The sequence below is a fragment of the Streptomyces sp. NPDC002467 genome (assembly GCF_042889825.1).
GTDB lineage: Bacteria > Actinomycetota > Actinomycetes > Streptomycetales > Streptomycetaceae > Streptomyces.
In genome coordinates, this window is sequence record NZ_JBIARJ010000002.1 from 404,120 (window position 1) to 419,958 (window position 15,839).

Annotated in this window: 16 protein-coding genes; 12 read left to right on the top strand and 4 right to left on the bottom strand. The window is 72.9% G+C overall.

What is annotated here, in order from left to right; all coding sequences use genetic code 11:
- Nucleotides 1–6 precede the first annotated feature (6 nt).
- Complete coding sequence (locus ACFYYJ_RS05185; RefSeq protein WP_389128617.1) at nt 7–1,281, top strand: serine/threonine-protein kinase; 1,275 nt, start codon at nt 7–9, stop codon at nt 1,279–1,281.
- Here ACFYYJ_RS05185 and ACFYYJ_RS05190 read toward each other — a convergent pair.
- Nucleotides 1,278–1,733, bottom strand: a complete 456-nt coding sequence (locus ACFYYJ_RS05190) for a MarR family winged helix-turn-helix transcriptional regulator (RefSeq protein WP_385123620.1) — start codon at nt 1,731–1,733, stop codon at nt 1,278–1,280. The genes ACFYYJ_RS05185 and ACFYYJ_RS05190 overlap by 4 nt on opposite strands.
- Nucleotides 1,734–1,847: 114 nt before the next feature.
- On the opposite strand from ACFYYJ_RS05190, the gene ACFYYJ_RS05195 reads away from it, so the two are divergent.
- The 3 genes from ACFYYJ_RS05195 to ACFYYJ_RS05205 all read left to right on the top strand — a co-directional run bounded on the left by ACFYYJ_RS05195 (nt 1,848) and on the right by ACFYYJ_RS05205 (nt 5,562).
- Nucleotides 1,848–3,059, top strand: coding sequence for an MFS transporter (locus ACFYYJ_RS05195; RefSeq protein ID WP_385123622.1), 1,212 nt, complete (start codon nt 1,848–1,850; stop codon nt 3,057–3,059).
- Between the two features lie 62 nt (nt 3,060–3,121).
- A complete protein-coding gene (locus ACFYYJ_RS05200; protein WP_389129049.1) occupies nt 3,122–4,786 on the top strand; it encodes a glycoside hydrolase family 20 protein in 1,665 nt (554 codons plus the stop codon).
- A 164-nt stretch (nt 4,787–4,950) separates the two neighbouring features.
- A complete protein-coding gene (locus ACFYYJ_RS05205; protein WP_389128621.1) occupies nt 4,951–5,562 on the top strand; it encodes a hypothetical protein in 612 nt (203 codons plus the stop codon).
- 21 nt (nt 5,563–5,583) lie between these two features.
- On the opposite strand, the gene ACFYYJ_RS05210 is transcribed toward ACFYYJ_RS05205, so the two are convergent.
- A complete protein-coding gene (locus ACFYYJ_RS05210) occupies nt 5,584–6,396 on the bottom strand; it encodes an endonuclease I family protein (protein WP_385365829.1) in 813 nt (270 codons plus the stop codon).
- 229 nt (nt 6,397–6,625) lie between these two features.
- Between ACFYYJ_RS05210 and ACFYYJ_RS05215 the strand changes: the two genes are divergently transcribed.
- Nucleotides 6,626–7,192 carry a DJ-1/PfpI family protein gene (locus ACFYYJ_RS05215; protein ID WP_385123629.1) on the top strand — a complete coding sequence of 189 codons (567 nt, stop codon included), beginning with the start codon at nt 6,626–6,628 and terminating at the stop codon, nt 7,190–7,192.
- A gap of 197 nt (nt 7,193–7,389) precedes the next feature.
- Nucleotides 7,390–8,394, top strand: a complete 1,005-nt coding sequence (locus ACFYYJ_RS05220; RefSeq protein ID WP_389128624.1) for an SMP-30/gluconolactonase/LRE family protein — start codon at nt 7,390–7,392, stop codon at nt 8,392–8,394.
- On the opposite strand, the gene ACFYYJ_RS05225 is transcribed toward ACFYYJ_RS05220, so the two are convergent.
- Complete coding sequence (locus ACFYYJ_RS05225; protein ID WP_389128626.1) at nt 8,378–9,196, bottom strand: glutamate ABC transporter substrate-binding protein; 819 nt, start codon at nt 9,194–9,196, stop codon at nt 8,378–8,380. The two genes, ACFYYJ_RS05220 and ACFYYJ_RS05225, sit on opposite strands and share 17 nt — an antisense overlap.
- Nucleotides 9,197–9,817: 621 nt before the next feature.
- On the opposite strand from ACFYYJ_RS05225, the gene ACFYYJ_RS05230 reads away from it, so the two are divergent.
- Complete coding sequence (locus ACFYYJ_RS05230; RefSeq protein WP_385123636.1) at nt 9,818–10,360, top strand: TerD family protein; 543 nt, start codon at nt 9,818–9,820, stop codon at nt 10,358–10,360.
- 170 nt (nt 10,361–10,530) lie between these two features.
- On the opposite strand, the gene ACFYYJ_RS05235 is transcribed toward ACFYYJ_RS05230, so the two are convergent.
- On the bottom strand, nt 10,531–11,148 hold the full coding sequence (locus ACFYYJ_RS05235) for a TetR/AcrR family transcriptional regulator (protein ID WP_389128630.1): 618 nt from the start codon (nt 11,146–11,148) through the stop codon (nt 10,531–10,533).
- A gap of 192 nt (nt 11,149–11,340) precedes the next feature.
- On the opposite strand from ACFYYJ_RS05235, the gene ACFYYJ_RS05240 reads away from it, so the two are divergent.
- The 5 genes from ACFYYJ_RS05240 to ACFYYJ_RS05260 all read left to right on the top strand — a co-directional run bounded on the left by ACFYYJ_RS05240 (nt 11,341) and on the right by ACFYYJ_RS05260 (nt 15,817).
- On the top strand, nt 11,341–12,294 hold the full coding sequence (locus ACFYYJ_RS05240) for a phosphatase PAP2 family protein (protein ID WP_389128633.1): 954 nt from the start codon (nt 11,341–11,343) through the stop codon (nt 12,292–12,294).
- Nucleotides 12,291–13,133, top strand: coding sequence for a hypothetical protein (locus ACFYYJ_RS05245; protein WP_389128636.1), 843 nt, complete (start codon nt 12,291–12,293; stop codon nt 13,131–13,133). Before ACFYYJ_RS05240 ends, ACFYYJ_RS05245 begins: the two co-directional genes overlap by 4 nt.
- Nucleotides 13,134–13,200: 67 nt before the next feature.
- On the top strand, nt 13,201–13,467 hold the full coding sequence (locus tag ACFYYJ_RS05250; protein ID WP_385123644.1) for a GlsB/YeaQ/YmgE family stress response membrane protein: 267 nt from the start codon (nt 13,201–13,203) through the stop codon (nt 13,465–13,467).
- Nucleotides 13,468–13,523: 56 nt separating this feature from the next.
- Entirely contained in the window at nt 13,524–14,039 is a 516-nt protein-coding gene (gene rraA / locus ACFYYJ_RS05255; protein WP_389128639.1) for a ribonuclease E activity regulator RraA, read from the top strand.
- An 89-nt stretch (nt 14,040–14,128) separates the two neighbouring features.
- A complete protein-coding gene (locus tag ACFYYJ_RS05260) occupies nt 14,129–15,817 on the top strand; it encodes a peptide-N4-asparagine amidase (RefSeq protein ID WP_389128641.1) in 1,689 nt (562 codons plus the stop codon).
- The last annotated feature ends 22 nt before the right edge of the window (nt 15,818–15,839 follow it).

The window sequence follows — 15,839 nt, forward strand, 5'->3', positions numbered from 1 at the left end:
TCCCACGTGGCGGAGACGAGCGGGGCGTTGGTCGGGGGCCGGTACCAACTCATCGAGCTGGTGGGCCAGGGCGGCATGGGCCGTGTGTGGCGGGGGCGCGACGAGACGCTCGGCCGGGAGGTCGCCGTCAAGGAGGTGACCCTCCCTCAGGGAGTGGGCGAGGCGCAGCGCGAGGTCCTGCTCCAGCGGGTCATGCGCGAGGCCAGGGCCGCCGCCCGGCTCAACCACCCGGGGATCATCACCGTGCACGACGTGGTCGTGCACGAGGGTGCGCCCGTCATCGTCATGGAGTTCGTCACGGGCACCTCCCTCGCCGCCGCCGTGACCCGGGAGGGCCCGCTGCCGGCGCGGCGGGTCGCGGAGATCGGCGTACAGCTGCTGAAGGCGCTCGGGGTGGCGCACGCCGCGGGCATCGTGCACCGTGACCTCAAGCCCGACAACGTGCTGCTCATGGACGACCGGGTGATCATCACGGACTTCGGCATCGCGCACGTGTCGGACGCGACCACGGCCCTGACCCACAGCGGAACGATCATCGGCACGCCCGCCTACATGGCCCCCGAGCAGCTGGAGGGCAAGCCGCCCACGCCCGCCACGGACCTGTGGGCGCTGGGCGCCACCCTCTACAACGCGGTCGAGGGCGCCGCCCCGTTCTCCGCCGAGACGTTCACGGCGCTGTGCATCGCCATCGTCACGCAGGGGCCGCGCACGGCGGAGCGGGCGGGTCCGCTGGCGGGCGTACTGGCGGCGCTGCTGACCAAGGACCCGGCGCTGCGCGCCGGCGCCGGACGGGCCTTGGCCGCGCTGGAAGCCGTCGCGCGCGGGGACGCGGCCACGACCCGCACCGAGGCGCCCCGGCCGGAGGATCCGCGGGTGCCGCCACCGCGGGCCCGTGCCTCGTCGACGACGGCCGCGCCGGACCGGGGGCCCGTCCCGTGGACGCGGACGGGCCGGGCCCTGCTGCTGCGCGGCGGGGTCTGTTTCGCGCTCGTCTGGGCCGGAGCGTTCCTGCTGCCGTGGAGTCGTGCCGCGCACTGGTTCACCCCCGCGCGGGGGCTGTCCCTCCTCGTCGTGGCCCTGGTGGCGGCGCTGGTGAACGCGTCGGTGCGGCCGCGGCCGCCGGCCCGCTGGGCTTGGCCGGCGTTCGTGGGCGTGAACCTCCTGCTGTTCCTCGTGGGGCACCTGCTGGGCGTGTGGGCCCTGTTGCCGGTCGTCCTCAACGGGCTGATCCTCGGCACCGGCGCCTTCGCCCTGTGGAGGGTCGCTCCCGGCAGGCGTTAGGCCGTCCCCGTGCCCCGTACCGCCGCCACCAGCGGGGCCAGCTCGGGCTTGAGCGCGGCCTGGTCCAGGGCCTCGCGCAGGGCCGCGTCGTTCGTGGGTCGGGCCTCGGCCAGCAGGGCCAGGCCCGACTCGCTGACGTCGGTGTAGATGCCCCGGCGGTCGGTGTCGCAGATGTAGCGGGCCAGCAGTCCGCGGTCCTCCAGCCGGGTCACCAGCCGGGTCGTCGCGCTCTGGCTGAGCACCACCGCGTCGGCGACCTGCTTCATCTGCAGGTGTCCGCCCGGTCCGGAATGCTGCCGGCTCAGTACGTCCAGCAGGGAGTACTCGCGCACGCTGAGCCCGTGCCCCGCCTGGAGGGCCCGCTCGACGTGCGACTCGATGCGCCCGTGCAGGAGGGAGAGGGCGCACCAGCCCTGGGCGAGGCCGGTCAGTGCGCTGTCGGTTGCCGTCATGCCCCCAGGATAGGCGAACCCCGCAATAGCCCGCGCTTGCAATTATCCCGCGTCCGCAATTAATGTGGACGCACGTAAGCCGCGAAAGCAATCTCCCCTGAAGGGGCACCCCTCATGCCACTCGCCCTCCTCGCCCTCGCCATCGGGGCCTTCGGGATCGGCACCACCGAATTCGTGATCATGGGCCTGCTGCCCGAGGTCGCCGCCGACTACGGCGTCTCCATCCCCACCGCGGGCTTCCTGGTCACCGGCTACGCCCTCGGCGTCGTGCTCGGCGCCCCGCTGATGACCGTCCTCGGCACCCGCGTCCCCCGCAAGCGCATGCTGATGCTGCTCATGGGCCTGTTCATCGCGGGCAACGTGCTCTCCGCGCTCGCCCCCGCCTTCGGCGTCATGCTCGCCGGCCGGGTCGTCGCCTCCCTCGCGCACGGAGCCTTCTTCGGCATCGGCGCGGTCGTCGCCGCATCGCTTGTCGCCCCCGAGAAGAAGGCCGGCGCCATCGCGATGATGTTCACCGGCCTGACCGTGGCCAACGTCGTCGGCGTTCCGCTCGGCACCCTCGTCGGACAGACCGCCGGCTGGCGCCTCACCTTCCTGATCGTCGCCTCCCTCGGCGTCCTCGGCCTGCTCGGCATCGCCCGCCTCGTGCCCGAGCTGCCCCGGCCGCAGGGCGTGCGGATCCGCCACGAGCTGGCCGCGTTCCGCAACGTCCAGGTGCTCCTCGCGATGGCCATGACCGTCCTCGGCTTCGGCGGGGTCTTCGCGGCCATCACCTACATCACCCCGATGATGACCTCGGTCGCCGGCTTCGCCGACACCTCCGTCACCTGGCTGCTCGTCCTCTTCGGACTCGGCATGGTCGCCGGCAACCTCGTCGGCGGCCGGTTCGCCGACCGCGCGCTCATGCCGATGCTGTACGTGACCCTGGGCGCGCTGGCCGTCGTACTGGCCCTGTTCACGCTCACCGCGCACGGCAAGGCGGGCGCGGCCGTCACCGTCGTGCTCATCGGCGCCCTCGGCTTCGCGACCGTCCCGCCGCTCCAGAAGCGGGTCCTCGACCAGGCCGCCGGGGCCCCCACCCTGGCCTCCGCCGTCAACATCGGCGCCTTCAACCTCGGCAACGCCCTCGCCGCCTGGCTCGGCGGCCTGGTCATCGCCGCAGGCCTCGGCTGGACCGCGCCGAACTGGGTCGGTGCCGCCCTGGCCGCCTCCGCCCTCGTGCTCGCCCTGGTCTCCGGAGCCCTGGAGCGCCGTACGGCGGCCCGGCCCGGCCGGATCGTGGCCTCCGGAACCCCCGAAACCGTCCGCGTCGCGGCCCGCCGCTGACCCCCACCGGTCGCGCGCCCGTGTCCCCCGTGCCAGGTTGGTACGGGGGACACGGGAGCATGATGCGGAATCGAATACGGCACAAGAGCATCCACGCCATCGCGACGGCGACCGCCGCCGCGCTGGTCACCCTCGCCGTCCCGGGCTGTACGGCCGCCTCCGACAGCGCCCGCGCCCCGGCCGCCCCCGCCACCCCGACCCGGGGGTCCGGCACCGGCACTCCGGCCGACGGCGGCACCGAGGCCACCCCAGAGGCAGCCCCCACCCCCTCGCCGACGCCGACCCGCACCTACCCCCTCTCCGCGGCACCGCAGACCATCCCGGCCGTACGGGAGCACGTGCCCGCCCGGGGCCCCGGCTGGAAGCCCGCCCCCGGCTCACGCGTGGTCGTCCCGCCGCAGGACAAGGCGGCCCTCTCCGACGAGGGCAGACTGCTCGCGGGTGAACTGGGCCTCGGCTACGCGGAGGCCGCGGCGGCGAACACCGGAGACGTGGAACTCTCCCTCGGCGACGCGAAATCGGGGTCGCCCGAGTCGTACACCCTCACCGTCAAGGACGGCCGGGTCCACGTCACCGGCCCCGACCAGGCCGGGGTGTTCTACGGCACCCGCACCCTCAAGCAGGCGGTCAAGGCAGCCGGCTCGGCCCCCGAGGGCACCGTCCGCGACGCGCCCGCCAAGCCCCAGCGGGGCCTCAACCTCGACATCGCGCGCAAGTACTTCACCCCGGAGTGGATCAAGGACCGGCTGCGGGAGATGGCCGACCTCAAGCTCAACCAGCTCGGCCTGCACTTCTCCGACGACCAGGCCTTCCGGATCGAATCCACCAGCCACCCCGAGATCGTGTCGACCCCGCACCTCACCAAGGCCCAGGTGCGCGACATCAACGCGCTCGCCGCCCGGCTGCACATCACCGTCGTCCCGGAGATCGACTCGCCCGGACACCTGGGTGCGGTGATACGCGCCCACCCCGGCCTGCAACTGCACGACGTACAGGGCAGGGCGGTCAAGGGCGCGGTGGACATATCCGACCCGGCGGCGGCCAAGCTCGTGGACGAACTGCTCCGCGAGTACCTGCCGCTGTTCCCCGGCGGGGCCTGGCACCTGGGCGCCGACGAGTACCAGGCACTCGTCTACCGCGACCCGCAGGCCTCCTTCCCCCAGCTCGCCGCCGCCGCACGGCAGCGGTACGGGGCGAACGCCCGCGTACAGGACCTGGCGACGGGCTGGCTCAACGACCGGGCGGCCGTCGTCCGCCCCTCGGGCAAGGCGCTGAAGGCGTGGAACGACGGCTTCTTCACCGGCGGGGTGACCACCGCGGCCAAGGACCTCCAGGTCGAGTACTGGACGGGCAAGGAGATCGGCGCCCGCCCGCCGCTGGAGTACCTGCGCGAGGGCCGCAAGGTCGTGAACCTCAATGACGAGTACCTGTACTACGTGCTCGGCGAGCCGAACCAGTTCACGTACCCCACCGGCCGCCGCATCTACGAGCAGTGGACCCCGCTCGTCCTGCGCGGGACCACCCCCGTGCCGGCCTCGTACGCGCCGCAGATCCTGGGCGCGCGCCTCGCCGTCTGGTGCGATCTGTCCGGCGCCCAGACCCAGGCCCAGGTCGCGGCGGGCATCCGGCTGCCGCTGGCCGCGCTCTCCCAGAAGGTGTGGGACGCGCGGACGCCGACGCAGCCCTGGACCGGGTTCAAGGCCCTCGCCGACCGCCTGGGCTCCTGAGCCCGGCCGCCCGGCGGTCACGGTCGTCCGCCGAGCGGGGCGGAGGTCCGTACTCCGCAACAACCGGATCCCCACCCGGTGACGAACCGGATCCGGCCGTCGCCCCGGCCTGATCCCGGGGGCTACGGTGCGGCGACGCCGGAATCCGGGAGAGGGAGAAGACCATGAGAGCGGTACGGGGGCAGGCGGCCGTGGCCGCCCTCGCGGTGTGCGGCATGCTGGCGCTCACCGCCTGTCAGAACGGCGACGACCCGGCACCGTCGGGCGCCGGGCCCACCGCGGCCGCACCGGCCGTGCCGACCGCCACGGCCTCCGCGCCCGCCGCCACGGCCTCCGCGCCCGCCCCCTCGAAGACCGGCGCGGCGCCCAAGACCTCGGCGACCGCCACCCCGGCGGGGAAGAATCCCCCCGCCCCGGCCCCGCCCTCCGCGCCGGTCTGCGGCCCGGACCACAGGATGCCGGTCTCGCCCGACACGATCGCCGTGCACCGCTACACGCCGGAGGGCGGCATGATCAGCCTGATCGTCCAGCACGGTACGTACGGCTGCCCCGGGCGCTTCGAACCGTCGGGCGCGTGGACGTACATCCCGATCTCGGAGAAGGCCAAGATCACCGCGACGGCGCCGATCCTCCCCTCCGAGGTGATGGGCAAGCCCATCTCCACCAGCGAACTGACCTCCTGGCTGGACACCCACCCGGACAAGGGCCTGCCCTTCCGCTACCACCTGGACTCGGCGGGTGTCATCGACACCCTCGACGAGATCTACGTCAAGTAGCCGCCGAGCCCACCGGGGCGGCTACCAGATCGAGTCGACCCACTCCGGGTGGTCGATGAACGGGTTCCGGTTGTGCTGGTACGTGTCGTAGATGACCTGGTTGCGGCGCTGCTCGAAGGCGTCCGGCGGGTCCATCCGGTTCCACTGCTTCAGCACGCTGATCCGGCCGAACAGCGGAGCCGTGCCGTTGTTGACCTTGTCGTTCATCTCCAGGTCGGCGAAACCGTCGCCGCCGTCGTAACGCACGGCCATGTAGAGGATCATCCGCGCGACGTCGCCCTTGACGGCGTCGCGGGGCTCGAAGGAGTCGCCGTCGGTGAAGCTGCCCGGGGCCTCGGCGACCGGGCTGCCGCCCATGTCGAAGTCCTTGTTGCCGCGGGTGCTGTTGACCGTGACGTCCTCGGGGCGCAGGTGGTGCAGGTCCGTGCCCGGTCCGGTGGCGGTGCCGAAGTCCCCGTGGCTCTTGGCCCAGACGTGCTCGCGGTTCCAGTCGTTGACGCCGCCGCCGTTGGTGGACTTCGACTGGGAGCGGCCGGAGTAGACCAGGATGACGTTGTTCGGGTTCGCCGGGTCCTGGTCGGTGACCTTCAGCGCGTTCCACACGCCGTCGTAGCTCACCTTCGACTGCACCTTGATGATGTCGTGCAGGGCGGTCTTGAGCGCGGCGCCGGACTTGCCCTCGGCGGCGGCGTAGTACGAGTCGACGGAGACGGAGGCCGTCGCGGCCGCGGGGGCCGCCGTGCTGTTCTGGCCGGCGGAGGCGGCCGCCGGTATCGCGATCAGAGCGGCCACGGCGAGGCCGCAGGCCCACGGGGTCAGCCGGGATAATCTCATGACGTGGGGGTTCCTCTCCACAAACACCGTCCCCGCCCTGGGTATTGGCGGGGTGTCAGGTGGCAGAGCGAGGCTCACATTGTCATGTGCCCGGCAGGTAAAGGCCATGTGTCCGGCACGCGGATCTTCGTGTGTGCGGCCGCCGCGGCGCGGGCAGGGTAGCGGTGGCCCGGCGGGGGCCGGGTCGATCGCGCACCCCCGTACCGTGCACACCTACCGGGAGCAGCCCATGGCAGTGAAGATCCTCATCGTGACCGGCGACGCGGCCGAATCGCTGGAGGTCCTGTATCCGTACCAGCGGCTCCGCGAGGAGGGCTACGAGGTCCACATCGCGGCGCCGGCGGTCAAGAAGCTGCGGTTCGTGGTCCACGACTTCGAGGAGGGCTTCGACACCTACACCGAGAAGCCCGGCTACACCTGGCCGGCCGACGTGGCCTTCGCCGACGTGGTGCCGGAGGAGTACGCGGCCCTGGTCGTGCCCGGCGGCCGCGCGCCGGAGTACCTGCGCAACGACCCCGAGGTGCGGCGGATCCTGGCCGCCTTCGCCGACGCGGACAAGCCGATCGCCCAGATCTGTCACGGACCCCTGATCACGGCCGCGGCCGGGGGCCTGTCCGGACGCCGCGTCACCGCGTACCCGGCGCTGGAGCCGGACATGAAGGCGGCCGGGGCGGAGTTCGAGGACTCCGAGACGGTGGTCGACGGCACCCTGGTCTCCGCCCGCGCCTGGCCCGACCACTCGCGCTGGATGCGGGAGTTCCTCACGGTGCTGCGCGGCAAGGCCCCCGTGGCCTGAGCCCCGCCCTGCCCGACCCGCCCGACCCGCCCTGCCCGCCCGGCCCGGGGTCCGCGGTCCCCGGGCCCGGCGGTGAACGGGAGGCTCCCCATTCCCTTGTGAAGTGTCCGGGCGGGCACGCTGACGGGACGGGGCGGGTGTGTTGAGGTGGGTGGGTCGATCGATGCTGATTTCAAGGCAGTTGAAAGGACACCACCGTGACTGGACGACCCTTGGGCAGGCGTGGCTTCATCGGGGCGGCCGCCGCCCTCGGCAGCGCCGCGCTCGCCGGGCCGCTCGCCCCGCTCGCCCAGGCCCGTACGACGGCCGACGAGCCCACGCCCGCCGCCTCCCTCCCCGACTCCGCCGCCTCCCTCCCCGACTCCGTCGCCACCCCGGCCGGATTCCAGCCGGAGGGCATCGCCGTCTCGGGCCGGGGTGCGGCCTACACGGGATCGCTGATCGACGGCTCGATCTACCGCGCCGACCTCGCCACCGGCACCGGCCGGATCATCACCCGGGGCCAGGGGTCGATGTCGGTCGGCCTCAAGCTCGACACGTACGGCAGGCTCCTCGTCGCCGGTGGCGACAGCGGGCAGATCCGGGTGATCCACTCCGGCGACGGCCGCGTACTGGCCACGCACCAGGCCGCCACCGGCACGGCCTTCATCAACGACGTCGTCGTCGGATGCGGCGGGGCCTGGTTCACCGACTCCTTCGCCGACGTCGTGTACTTCCTGCCCGCCGGCCGCTCGCTCGCGGGCGCCGATGCCGCACCGCGCCCGCTGCGCCTCGGTGGGGAGTGGGTCCCGGTCCCGCCCGGCGGCCAGTACTGGGGCGCCAACGGCATCGAGCGCACCCCCGACGGCCAGGCCCTGCTGCTGGTGCACGACACCGCCGAGGCCCTCTTCCGAGTCGACCCGCGCACCGGCACCGCGACCCGGACCGTCCTCGACGGGGGCTCGGTGGGCAACGGCGACGGGCTCGTGGTCCACGGCCGCACCCTGTACGTCGTAAGGAACTGGGCCTACGCCGTCGACGTGTTCACGCTGAGCGGCGACGGCCGCCGGGCCCGGTTCGTGAAGCGGATCACCGACCCGCGCTTCGACGAACCCACCACGGCGGCCGTGTACGGCGACCGGCTCTACGTGGTCAACGCCCGCTTCGACGCCGACTGGGCGGATCCGGCCACCTCCTCGACGATCGTCAGCTGCCCGCTGTGATCGCCGGGGCCTGGTCGGCCTTGTAGTCGGCGCCGAAGTTCCTCTTCACCGCCGCCGCCCAGGAGCCGTCCTCGACCATCTTCTTCAGCGCGGCGTTGATCTTGCCCTGGAGTTCCTTGTTGCCCTTCTTGACGCCGATGCCGTAGTTCTCGACGCTCAGGCTCTGGCCCAGGAGCTTGAACTTGCCCTCGTTGCCCTTCCGGGCCGCGTAGCCGGCCAGGATGGAATTGTCCGTGGTCATCGCGTCGGCCGTGTGGTTCTGAAGGGCGACGATGCACTCCGAGTAGCCGGCGAGCTCGAGGATGCTCGCCTTCGGCGCGAGCCTGCTCCTGAGGTTCTCGGCCGAGGTGGAGCCGGTGACCGAGCAGAGCTGCTTGGCGGGGGTGTTGAGGTCCTCGGGCTTGTTGACGCTCGTGTCTTCGGCACGGGTCAGCAGGTCCTGGTGGGCGACGAAGTACGGGCCGGCGAAGTCGACCTTCTCCTTGCGCTTGTCGTTGATCGAGTAGCTCGCGGCGACCAGCTGCACCTCGTTGTACTGCAGGAACAGCTCGCGGTCGTTGCTGTACACCTGCTTGAACTCGATCTGGTCCGCCTTGTACCCGAGCTCCTTGGCGATGTAGCGGGCGACGTCCACGTCGAAACCGGTGAAGGTGCCGTCGGGCTCCCGCATCCCGATGCCCGGCTGGTCGAACTTGATGCCGACCGCCAGCTTCCCCTTGGCCTCGTCGTCGCCACCGCACCCGGAGGTGGTGAGGGTGAGGGCGATCACTGCGGCGACCGCACAGGCCTGGGGAACCTTCATCTTGCACTCTTTCTTTGGACACGGCGGTGCGCCGGGATCGCCGGTCGCGTGGAACCGCGGAGACGTGGGGGGACGTCGAGACACGCGTACGAGAAGGACGCGTGTATGAGGAAGCTAGGAAGGTGACGGGCCCAGCGTCACTACATCTGAGCAAAACTTGAGGATAACGATCCGGACCGACCGTGGATCCTGTGGTCGATCGGCACCCGGACGGAAAAAGAGGCGGCGTGGGAACCGGTTCGGTGAGGGTGCACAGAAATGCTTTGATACTCGGATAAGGGGTGCGGATCATCTTCATTCGGACCCCGCGGCTTCCCGAATCCGGTACGCACGCGCTGCCGCCGGGGGCCACGGCGGTCAGGCGACCGCGTGGCGGCGGATCACCGGGGAGGACGCCCCTCCTTCGCCGATCGACCCAGGTCAAGCCGCTGGGGAACGCCCGGCGGCCGGGCCGGACCGCGCAGGACGGCGACCGGTGGACCGGACGGGGGGCGGGCGACGGAGCGGGGAGCGCGCGACGAGCCGGGGTCGACTGGCCGGGATCATACGGTCGTTCGGGCCCGCCCCGCAGCTGCATGGGATCATGGCCGGGCCATACCCGTTGAACGGAGGGGGAGTTCGGTGACCGGTGTACGCAAGGGCCTGGCCAAGGTGGAGGTCGCCCTGAAGTGGGATCCCAGCCCGGCCGGCACGCCCGCGAACGACCTGGACATCATCGCCGCCGTCTACGGGGCGGCGGACCTCCACCGGGAACCCGTCCAGCTGGTCCACTTCGGCAGGCGCTCGCCCGACGGCACGATCACCCTGAACCGGGACAGCCACACCGGCCAGGGCTTCGGCTTCGACGAGGTGATGACGATCGAACTCGACCGGATGGGCGAGGACTTGCGACGGGTCGTCGTCGGCGTGGTCATACAGAACGCCCTCGCCGGCGCGGGCGGCGGCGCGAAGACCTTCGCCGCCATCGGCGGCACGGGCTTCCGGATCCGGGAGGGCCACACGGACCTCGCGCAGGGAGACTTCGGGGACGTGCCGACCGCCACGGCGGCCACGGTGGCCGAGTTCCTCCGGGACGCCTCGGGCGCCTGGTCCCTCGACGCGCGGGTACGCGGCTTCGACGCCGACCCGGAGGAGTACACGCGCGCGATGGGCTCCGTGCGCTGACGCCCCGCGCGACCGGACGGTCGCGCCCCAGGGGTGGCCCACACGGCCCGGGCGGCGGCCACTCCACGAGTGAGTGACCGTCGCCCGGCCCGGGTGGCGCGCTGCCACCGTCCCCACGAGGCAGCGCGGGCGGGTCGCCGTCAGGTCATCGAGACGGCGCCCCGCCGGTTTCAGGGGGTCCGGCCGCCTGTAGGCGCCAGACCCAGGGAAGGGAGCACGGCCGCGTCGACGAACCGGACCAGGTAGTCGGCGTCGGCGTACCGGCCCTCCAGCACGTGCCGGATCCGGAGCACGCCCATCAGCTGCGCGGGCAGGAACTCCACCGCCGGGTGGTCCGCGGTGATCTCGCCCCGCGCCACCGCCCGCCCCACCATCGCGTCGAAGGCCGCCAGCTCCGGCTCGACCAGCGCCTCGCGCAGCGCGGACTGGAGCTCCTCGTCGCTGAGCACCGCATGCCCGAGGGCCTGGACCAGCCGGGTGTCCCGGCCCGAGGTGCACGCCGCGATACGGGCGGCCTCGCGCAGGTCGCCGGCCAGTGATCCGGTGTCCACCGCGGCGAGGGTGCCCTGCCGGTTCGCGCGCAGGGCGGCGGCGACCAGCCGCGGCTTGGTCTTCCACTGCCGGTAGAGCGTGGACTTGCCGCAGCTGGCGCGTGCGGCGACGCCCTCCATGGTCAGGGCCTCGTACCCGTGCTCGCGCAGCTGCTCCAGGACGGCGTCGAAGAACTCCTGCTCCCGCTCCGGAGTGATCTTGGAGCGGCGCGCGGGGGTCGGCTGCGTCGACGTCATGGTGCGGCTCTCCTCGGGGCGCCTCGGTGGCTGGGTCTGGTGAAAGTCTACGGGAACGCGAGCGTATCGGTACAGGGGCGTATCGATACGCGAATGTATCGATACACTGGCGTGTCGATGTCGGTCGGAGACAGGCCGATCCCAGGGGGACGCAGGACCGATGCGAGTGCGAACAGGAAGCGAGACCGGCGGATGAACGCCCAGACCACCGGGATATCCGAGGAGCCCGCCCAACCGGGGGCGGCGCGGCGCCGGCTCATACGCGAGGTGCTCCTCGTCGCGGGACTGTTCGCCGTCTACAAGGCGGGCCGGACCCTCTCGACCGGCCGCACCGACGAGGCCTTCCGCAACGCGGGGTGGACCTGGGACGCCGAGAGGGCCCTGCACCTGCCCGGCGAGGGCGCGGTACAGCGGCTGCTGCTGCACGGCGACGCGCTGGTGCACACGGCGAACACCTACTACGCGGCCGTCCACTTCCCCGCGACCGCGCTCTTCCTGATCTGGCTCTACGTGCGCCGCCCCGGCCACTACCTGTGGGCCCGCCGGGTCCTCGCCGTGCTCACCGGAGCCGCCCTCGTCCTGCACCTGGCCTTCCCGCTGGCGCCGCCGCGGATGCTCGGAGCGGCCCACCTCGTCGACACCGGCCAGGTGTACGGGCCCTCCGTCTACGGAGTCGAGCCGGCCGCCGACACGATGGCCAACCAGTTCGCGGCGATGCCCTCCCTGCACTTCGGCTGGGCGCTGGTGCTCGCGCTCGGCATGATCGCCGCCACGAGGTCGCGGTGGCGCGCGCTGTGGCTGCTGCACCCGCTGGCGACCCTGCTCGTGGTGGTCGGCACGGCCAACCACTACTGGCTCGACTCCATCGTGGCCGCCGCCCTCCTGGGCGCGGCCCTCCTCCTGGTCCCGCGCCCGCCGCGGAGCGGCTCCCCGACCCGGGAGCCCACCGCACCGCGAAACCGGCGAACCGCCCCGGCCCCGGTCTCCGCTCCGGCCTTGGCCGCTGTGCCGGCCGGTGCTCCAGCCTCGGCTGCTGCTGCTGCTGCTGCTGCTGCTGCGGCGGCGGCCCCGGCCCCGGGGTTGGCCCCGGTCCTGGACACCGCCACCGCCACCGTCGCCCCCGCCTCCGCAGGAGCACCGCGGTGAACGCCACCCTCCTCGCCGTCGTGCTCTGCCTCGCCTCGACCGTCACGTACGCCGCCGCGGCCGTCGCGCAGGAGCGGCTCGCCAGGGCCGCCTCCGCGCGCAGCGTCGGCGCCCTCCTCGGCAACGGCGCCTGGTGGTGGTCGGCCGGGCTGAACGCCGCCGCCGCGCTCCTGCACGCCGCCGCCCTGCGGTACGGGCCGCTCACCCTGGTCCAGCCGCTCGGCGCGCTCACCCTCGTGGCCGCCGTCCCGCTGGGCGCGCACGGAGCCGGGCGCCGGGTCGCCGCCACCGAATGGCGGGGCACCCTGGCCACCGTCACCGGGCTCGGTCTGCTGCTGCTCCCGGCTTCCGGGCCGGCCCCCGACGACACCCTCTCCCTCGCCGAGGCCTTCGCCGTGTCGGGGGCGACGGCCGCCGTGATCCTGCTGCTGACCGCCCGCAAGGACCCCCGCTCCGGGCTCCGGCACGCGACCGCGTCCGGTCTCGCCTCCGCGGCCGCCTCCGCCCTGACCCAGACCGTGGCAGTCGCGGGCGGCCGCGGCGGGGACCTGCTCAGCGTCCGGGTCGTCGCGGTGGCCCTGCTCGTCGTGGTGTTCGCGGTCGGCGGGATGCTCCTGTCACAGCGGGCCTACCGCGGCGGCCTCGGTGCCCCGCTCGCCGTGGTGAACCTGTCCAACCCCCTCGCGGCGGCCGCCATCGGCATGCTCCTGCTCGGCGAACGCCTCCAGGGCGGCGCGCTGGGCGTGCTGCTGGCGGTGGTCGGAGCACTCGCCGCGACACGAGGGGTGCTCCTGCTGACCCGGACGCCGCCCGCCGCCGTGGCCGGTGCCACCGCCTGAGAACCGTATCGGCCCGCGCCGCGTCCTCCTCGGAGAACACCGAACCACCGAAACGGAGTGACTGGGCATGGGTATCGTCAGCTGGATCATCCTGGGACTGCTGGCCGGAGGCATAGCCAAGCTCCTGCTGCCCGGCCGGGACCCCGGCGGCCTGATCATCACCACCCTCATCGGTGTCGCGGGCTCCTTCATCGGCGGCTGGCTGTCGGCGAAGTTCCTCGACAAGCCGATCCAGACCGAGTTCTTCGACCTCACCACCTGGGGCGCCGCCATCGCCGGCTCCCTCGTCCTGCTCATCGCCTACCGGATCCTCTTCGGCAACTCCCGCCGCTGACCCGCGTCCGATGGCGAGCGCCGGCCGGCCACTACGCTGGCCGCACGGCGCGACCAATGAGTGAGAACGAGCAGCGAGGAACCATCAGCGACATGAGCGTCACCCCCGTCCCCACGGCCGACCTGTACGACGAGCACGGCGAGGCCCTCGACATCTGTGCCACGCAGTTCCGGCAGCTCGGCGGTCGCCAGCTGTTCGCCGGTCCGGTGCGGACCCTTTCCTGCCACGAGGACAACGCGTTGCTGCGCGAACTCGTGAACGGGCCCGGCGAGGGCGCCGTCCTCGTGGTGGACGGCGGCGGCTCGCTGCGCACCGCCCTCGTGGGCGACCTGATCGCCGGAGCCGCCGAACGCAACGGCTGGGCGGGCCTGATCATCAACGGAGCCGTCCGCGACAGCGTGGCCCTCGGCGGGCTCGACCTCGGCGTCAAGGCGATGGGCACGGTCCCGCGCAAGAGCGGGAAGACCGGCGCGGGCGAGGTGGACGTGCCCGTCACCATCGGCGGCACCACCTTCCGCCCCGGGGACGTCGTCCACGCCGACGACGACGGCGTCGTGGTCCTGCCGGCCTGACCCGGAGCCCTCCCGCAGGGGCGAGATCGCGCCACATCCGTCGCGTCCGCCCTGGCGCCGCCCCGCGGGCCGGGTTTCACTGCGGGCCCATGAGACGACACAGGATCATGGGCCTGCTCGGCGCGATCGCGCTGGCGACGGGCACCCTGGCCGCCGCGGGACCCGCGCACGCCACCACCGGCCCTCTCGCCACCTCCCCCCTCGGCACCGGCCACCCCGCCTCCGCGCAACCCGTCGCGGCGCCCCCGGCCGACCCGCCCGCCGAGTTCGGCACCGACTGGCACGACCCGCTCACCCCCGCCCCGCCCGTCACCCGGCCCGGGACCAAGTCCTGCCGGGTGACCCTCGCGGAGGCGCAGTTCCGGGACTTCACCCCCTACCGCGGCGGCTACGCACCGCCCGCGGACTGCGGACCGGGAAACTGGGCCAAGGTGGTGCTCCGCCTCGAAGGCAAGGTCAAGGGCCGCCAGTACGACCGCCTGGGCAACCTCACCCTCGGCGGCGTCGAGATCCTCCGTACCTCCACCCCGCAGCCCTCACCCGACGGCATCGCCTGGTCCGTGGAGAAGGACGTCACCCGCTACCGCGACACCCTCGCCCGCCCGCAGCCCGTCGAGATGCTCATCGGCAACGTCGTCGACGACACCTACACGGGAGTCATCGACGTCAAGGTCACCCTGACCTTCCACGCCTCCGAGGGCCGCACCCCGCCGGCCGCCGACACCCCCGACCGCGTGTTGCCCCTCACCACCCCGGCCGTCACCACCCCGCGCAACACCGAACGACTCCTCGCCGAGGTGTACGCCACCGGCTCCGGCGGCGGCTGCGAGGAGTACTGGTACATGACGGTGCCCGATCCGGCCCCGTACTCCTGCAAGGCGGACAAGGGCTCCCACCGCGAGGTGCGGATCTCCGTCGACGGGCAACTCGCGGGCATCGCAGCGCCCTTCCCGACCGTCTGGACCGGCGGCTGGTCCAACCCCTTCCTCTGGTACGTCACTCCCGGCCCGCGCGCCTTCGACGTCCAGCCGATCGTCTACGACCTGACCCCCTACGCGGCGCTCCTCAACGACGGTCGCCCGCACCGGATCGAGGTGTCCGTGGCCGGGGTGCCGGCCGGGCAGAGTGGCTGGAGCACCCCGACGAACCTGCTGCTCTGGCAGGACGAGGCCCGCGAGACCGTCACCGGGGCCCTGACCCGGCAGGAGCGGAGCGAACCGGCAGGCTCCTCCCGTTGGACGCCCGCCGCCCCGGGCGGCGAACACCGCGTGGACACCGACGGCAGCCACCGGCTGACCGTCTCCGGCTACCTGGACACCTCGCACGGCCGGGTCACCACCACCGTCACCCGCGCCGTGCGGGGCACCTCCGCGCACCGCTGGACCGAGGGCGAGAGCCGCGACGCGCTGACCGCGACCTGGACCGACGAGGAGAGCGTGACCCGCGGGCCCACCACCACCCGAACCACCCGCACGTACACGATGGACGGCGAGACCACCCTGGGCGCCGGAGACCGGCTGAGGACCGTCCTCTCGCTCGGAGACCGCGCCGACACGGTGACCCTGCGCGGCGGCCGCGGCGTCGACGTCTCCCACCTCGACGACCGCTACACGGGCGACGCCACCTACACCGCGAACGTCCCGCGCGACCAGCGCCACGCGGTCGCCACCACCTCCGCCCGCCACCGGCTGCACGGATCCGGGGCGCCGGACGGCTGCTACGACCGTACGATCACCACCGTGCAGGGAACGCTCACGGTGGACCGCCGACGCTGCTGACAGCGGAGGGGCCTACGATGAC

Excerpts from the sequence above, each read along its gene's own strand:
- ACFYYJ_RS05205 (WP_389128621.1), top strand. The coding sequence starts at position 4,951 with ATGAGAGCGGTACGGGGGCAGGCGGCCGTGGCCGCCCTCGCGGTGTGC.
- ACFYYJ_RS05240 (WP_389128633.1), top strand. The coding sequence starts at position 11,341 with ATGAACGCCCAGACCACCGGGATATCCGAGGAGCCCGCCCAACCGGGG.
- ACFYYJ_RS05260 (WP_389128641.1), top strand. The coding sequence starts at position 14,129 with ATGAGACGACACAGGATCATGGGCCTGCTCGGCGCGATCGCGCTGGCG.
- ACFYYJ_RS05215 (WP_385123629.1), top strand. The coding sequence starts at position 6,626 with ATGGCAGTGAAGATCCTCATCGTGACCGGCGACGCGGCCGAATCGCTG.
- rraA (WP_389128639.1), top strand. The coding sequence starts at position 13,524 with ATGAGTGAGAACGAGCAGCGAGGAACCATCAGCGACATGAGCGTCACC.
- ACFYYJ_RS05225 (WP_389128626.1), bottom strand. The coding sequence starts at position 9,196 with ATGAAGGTTCCCCAGGCCTGTGCGGTCGCCGCAGTGATCGCCCTCACC.
- ACFYYJ_RS05235 (WP_389128630.1), bottom strand. The coding sequence starts at position 11,148 with ATGACGTCGACGCAGCCGACCCCCGCGCGCCGCTCCAAGATCACTCCG.
- ACFYYJ_RS05210 (WP_385365829.1), bottom strand. The coding sequence starts at position 6,396 with ATGAGATTATCCCGGCTGACCCCGTGGGCCTGCGGCCTCGCCGTGGCC.
- ACFYYJ_RS05200 (WP_389129049.1), top strand. The coding sequence starts at position 3,122 with ATGCGGAATCGAATACGGCACAAGAGCATCCACGCCATCGCGACGGCG.
- ACFYYJ_RS05195 (WP_385123622.1), top strand. The coding sequence starts at position 1,848 with ATGCCACTCGCCCTCCTCGCCCTCGCCATCGGGGCCTTCGGGATCGGC.
- ACFYYJ_RS05250 (WP_385123644.1), top strand. The coding sequence starts at position 13,201 with ATGGGTATCGTCAGCTGGATCATCCTGGGACTGCTGGCCGGAGGCATA.
- ACFYYJ_RS05190 (WP_385123620.1), bottom strand. The coding sequence starts at position 1,733 with ATGACGGCAACCGACAGCGCACTGACCGGCCTCGCCCAGGGCTGGTGC.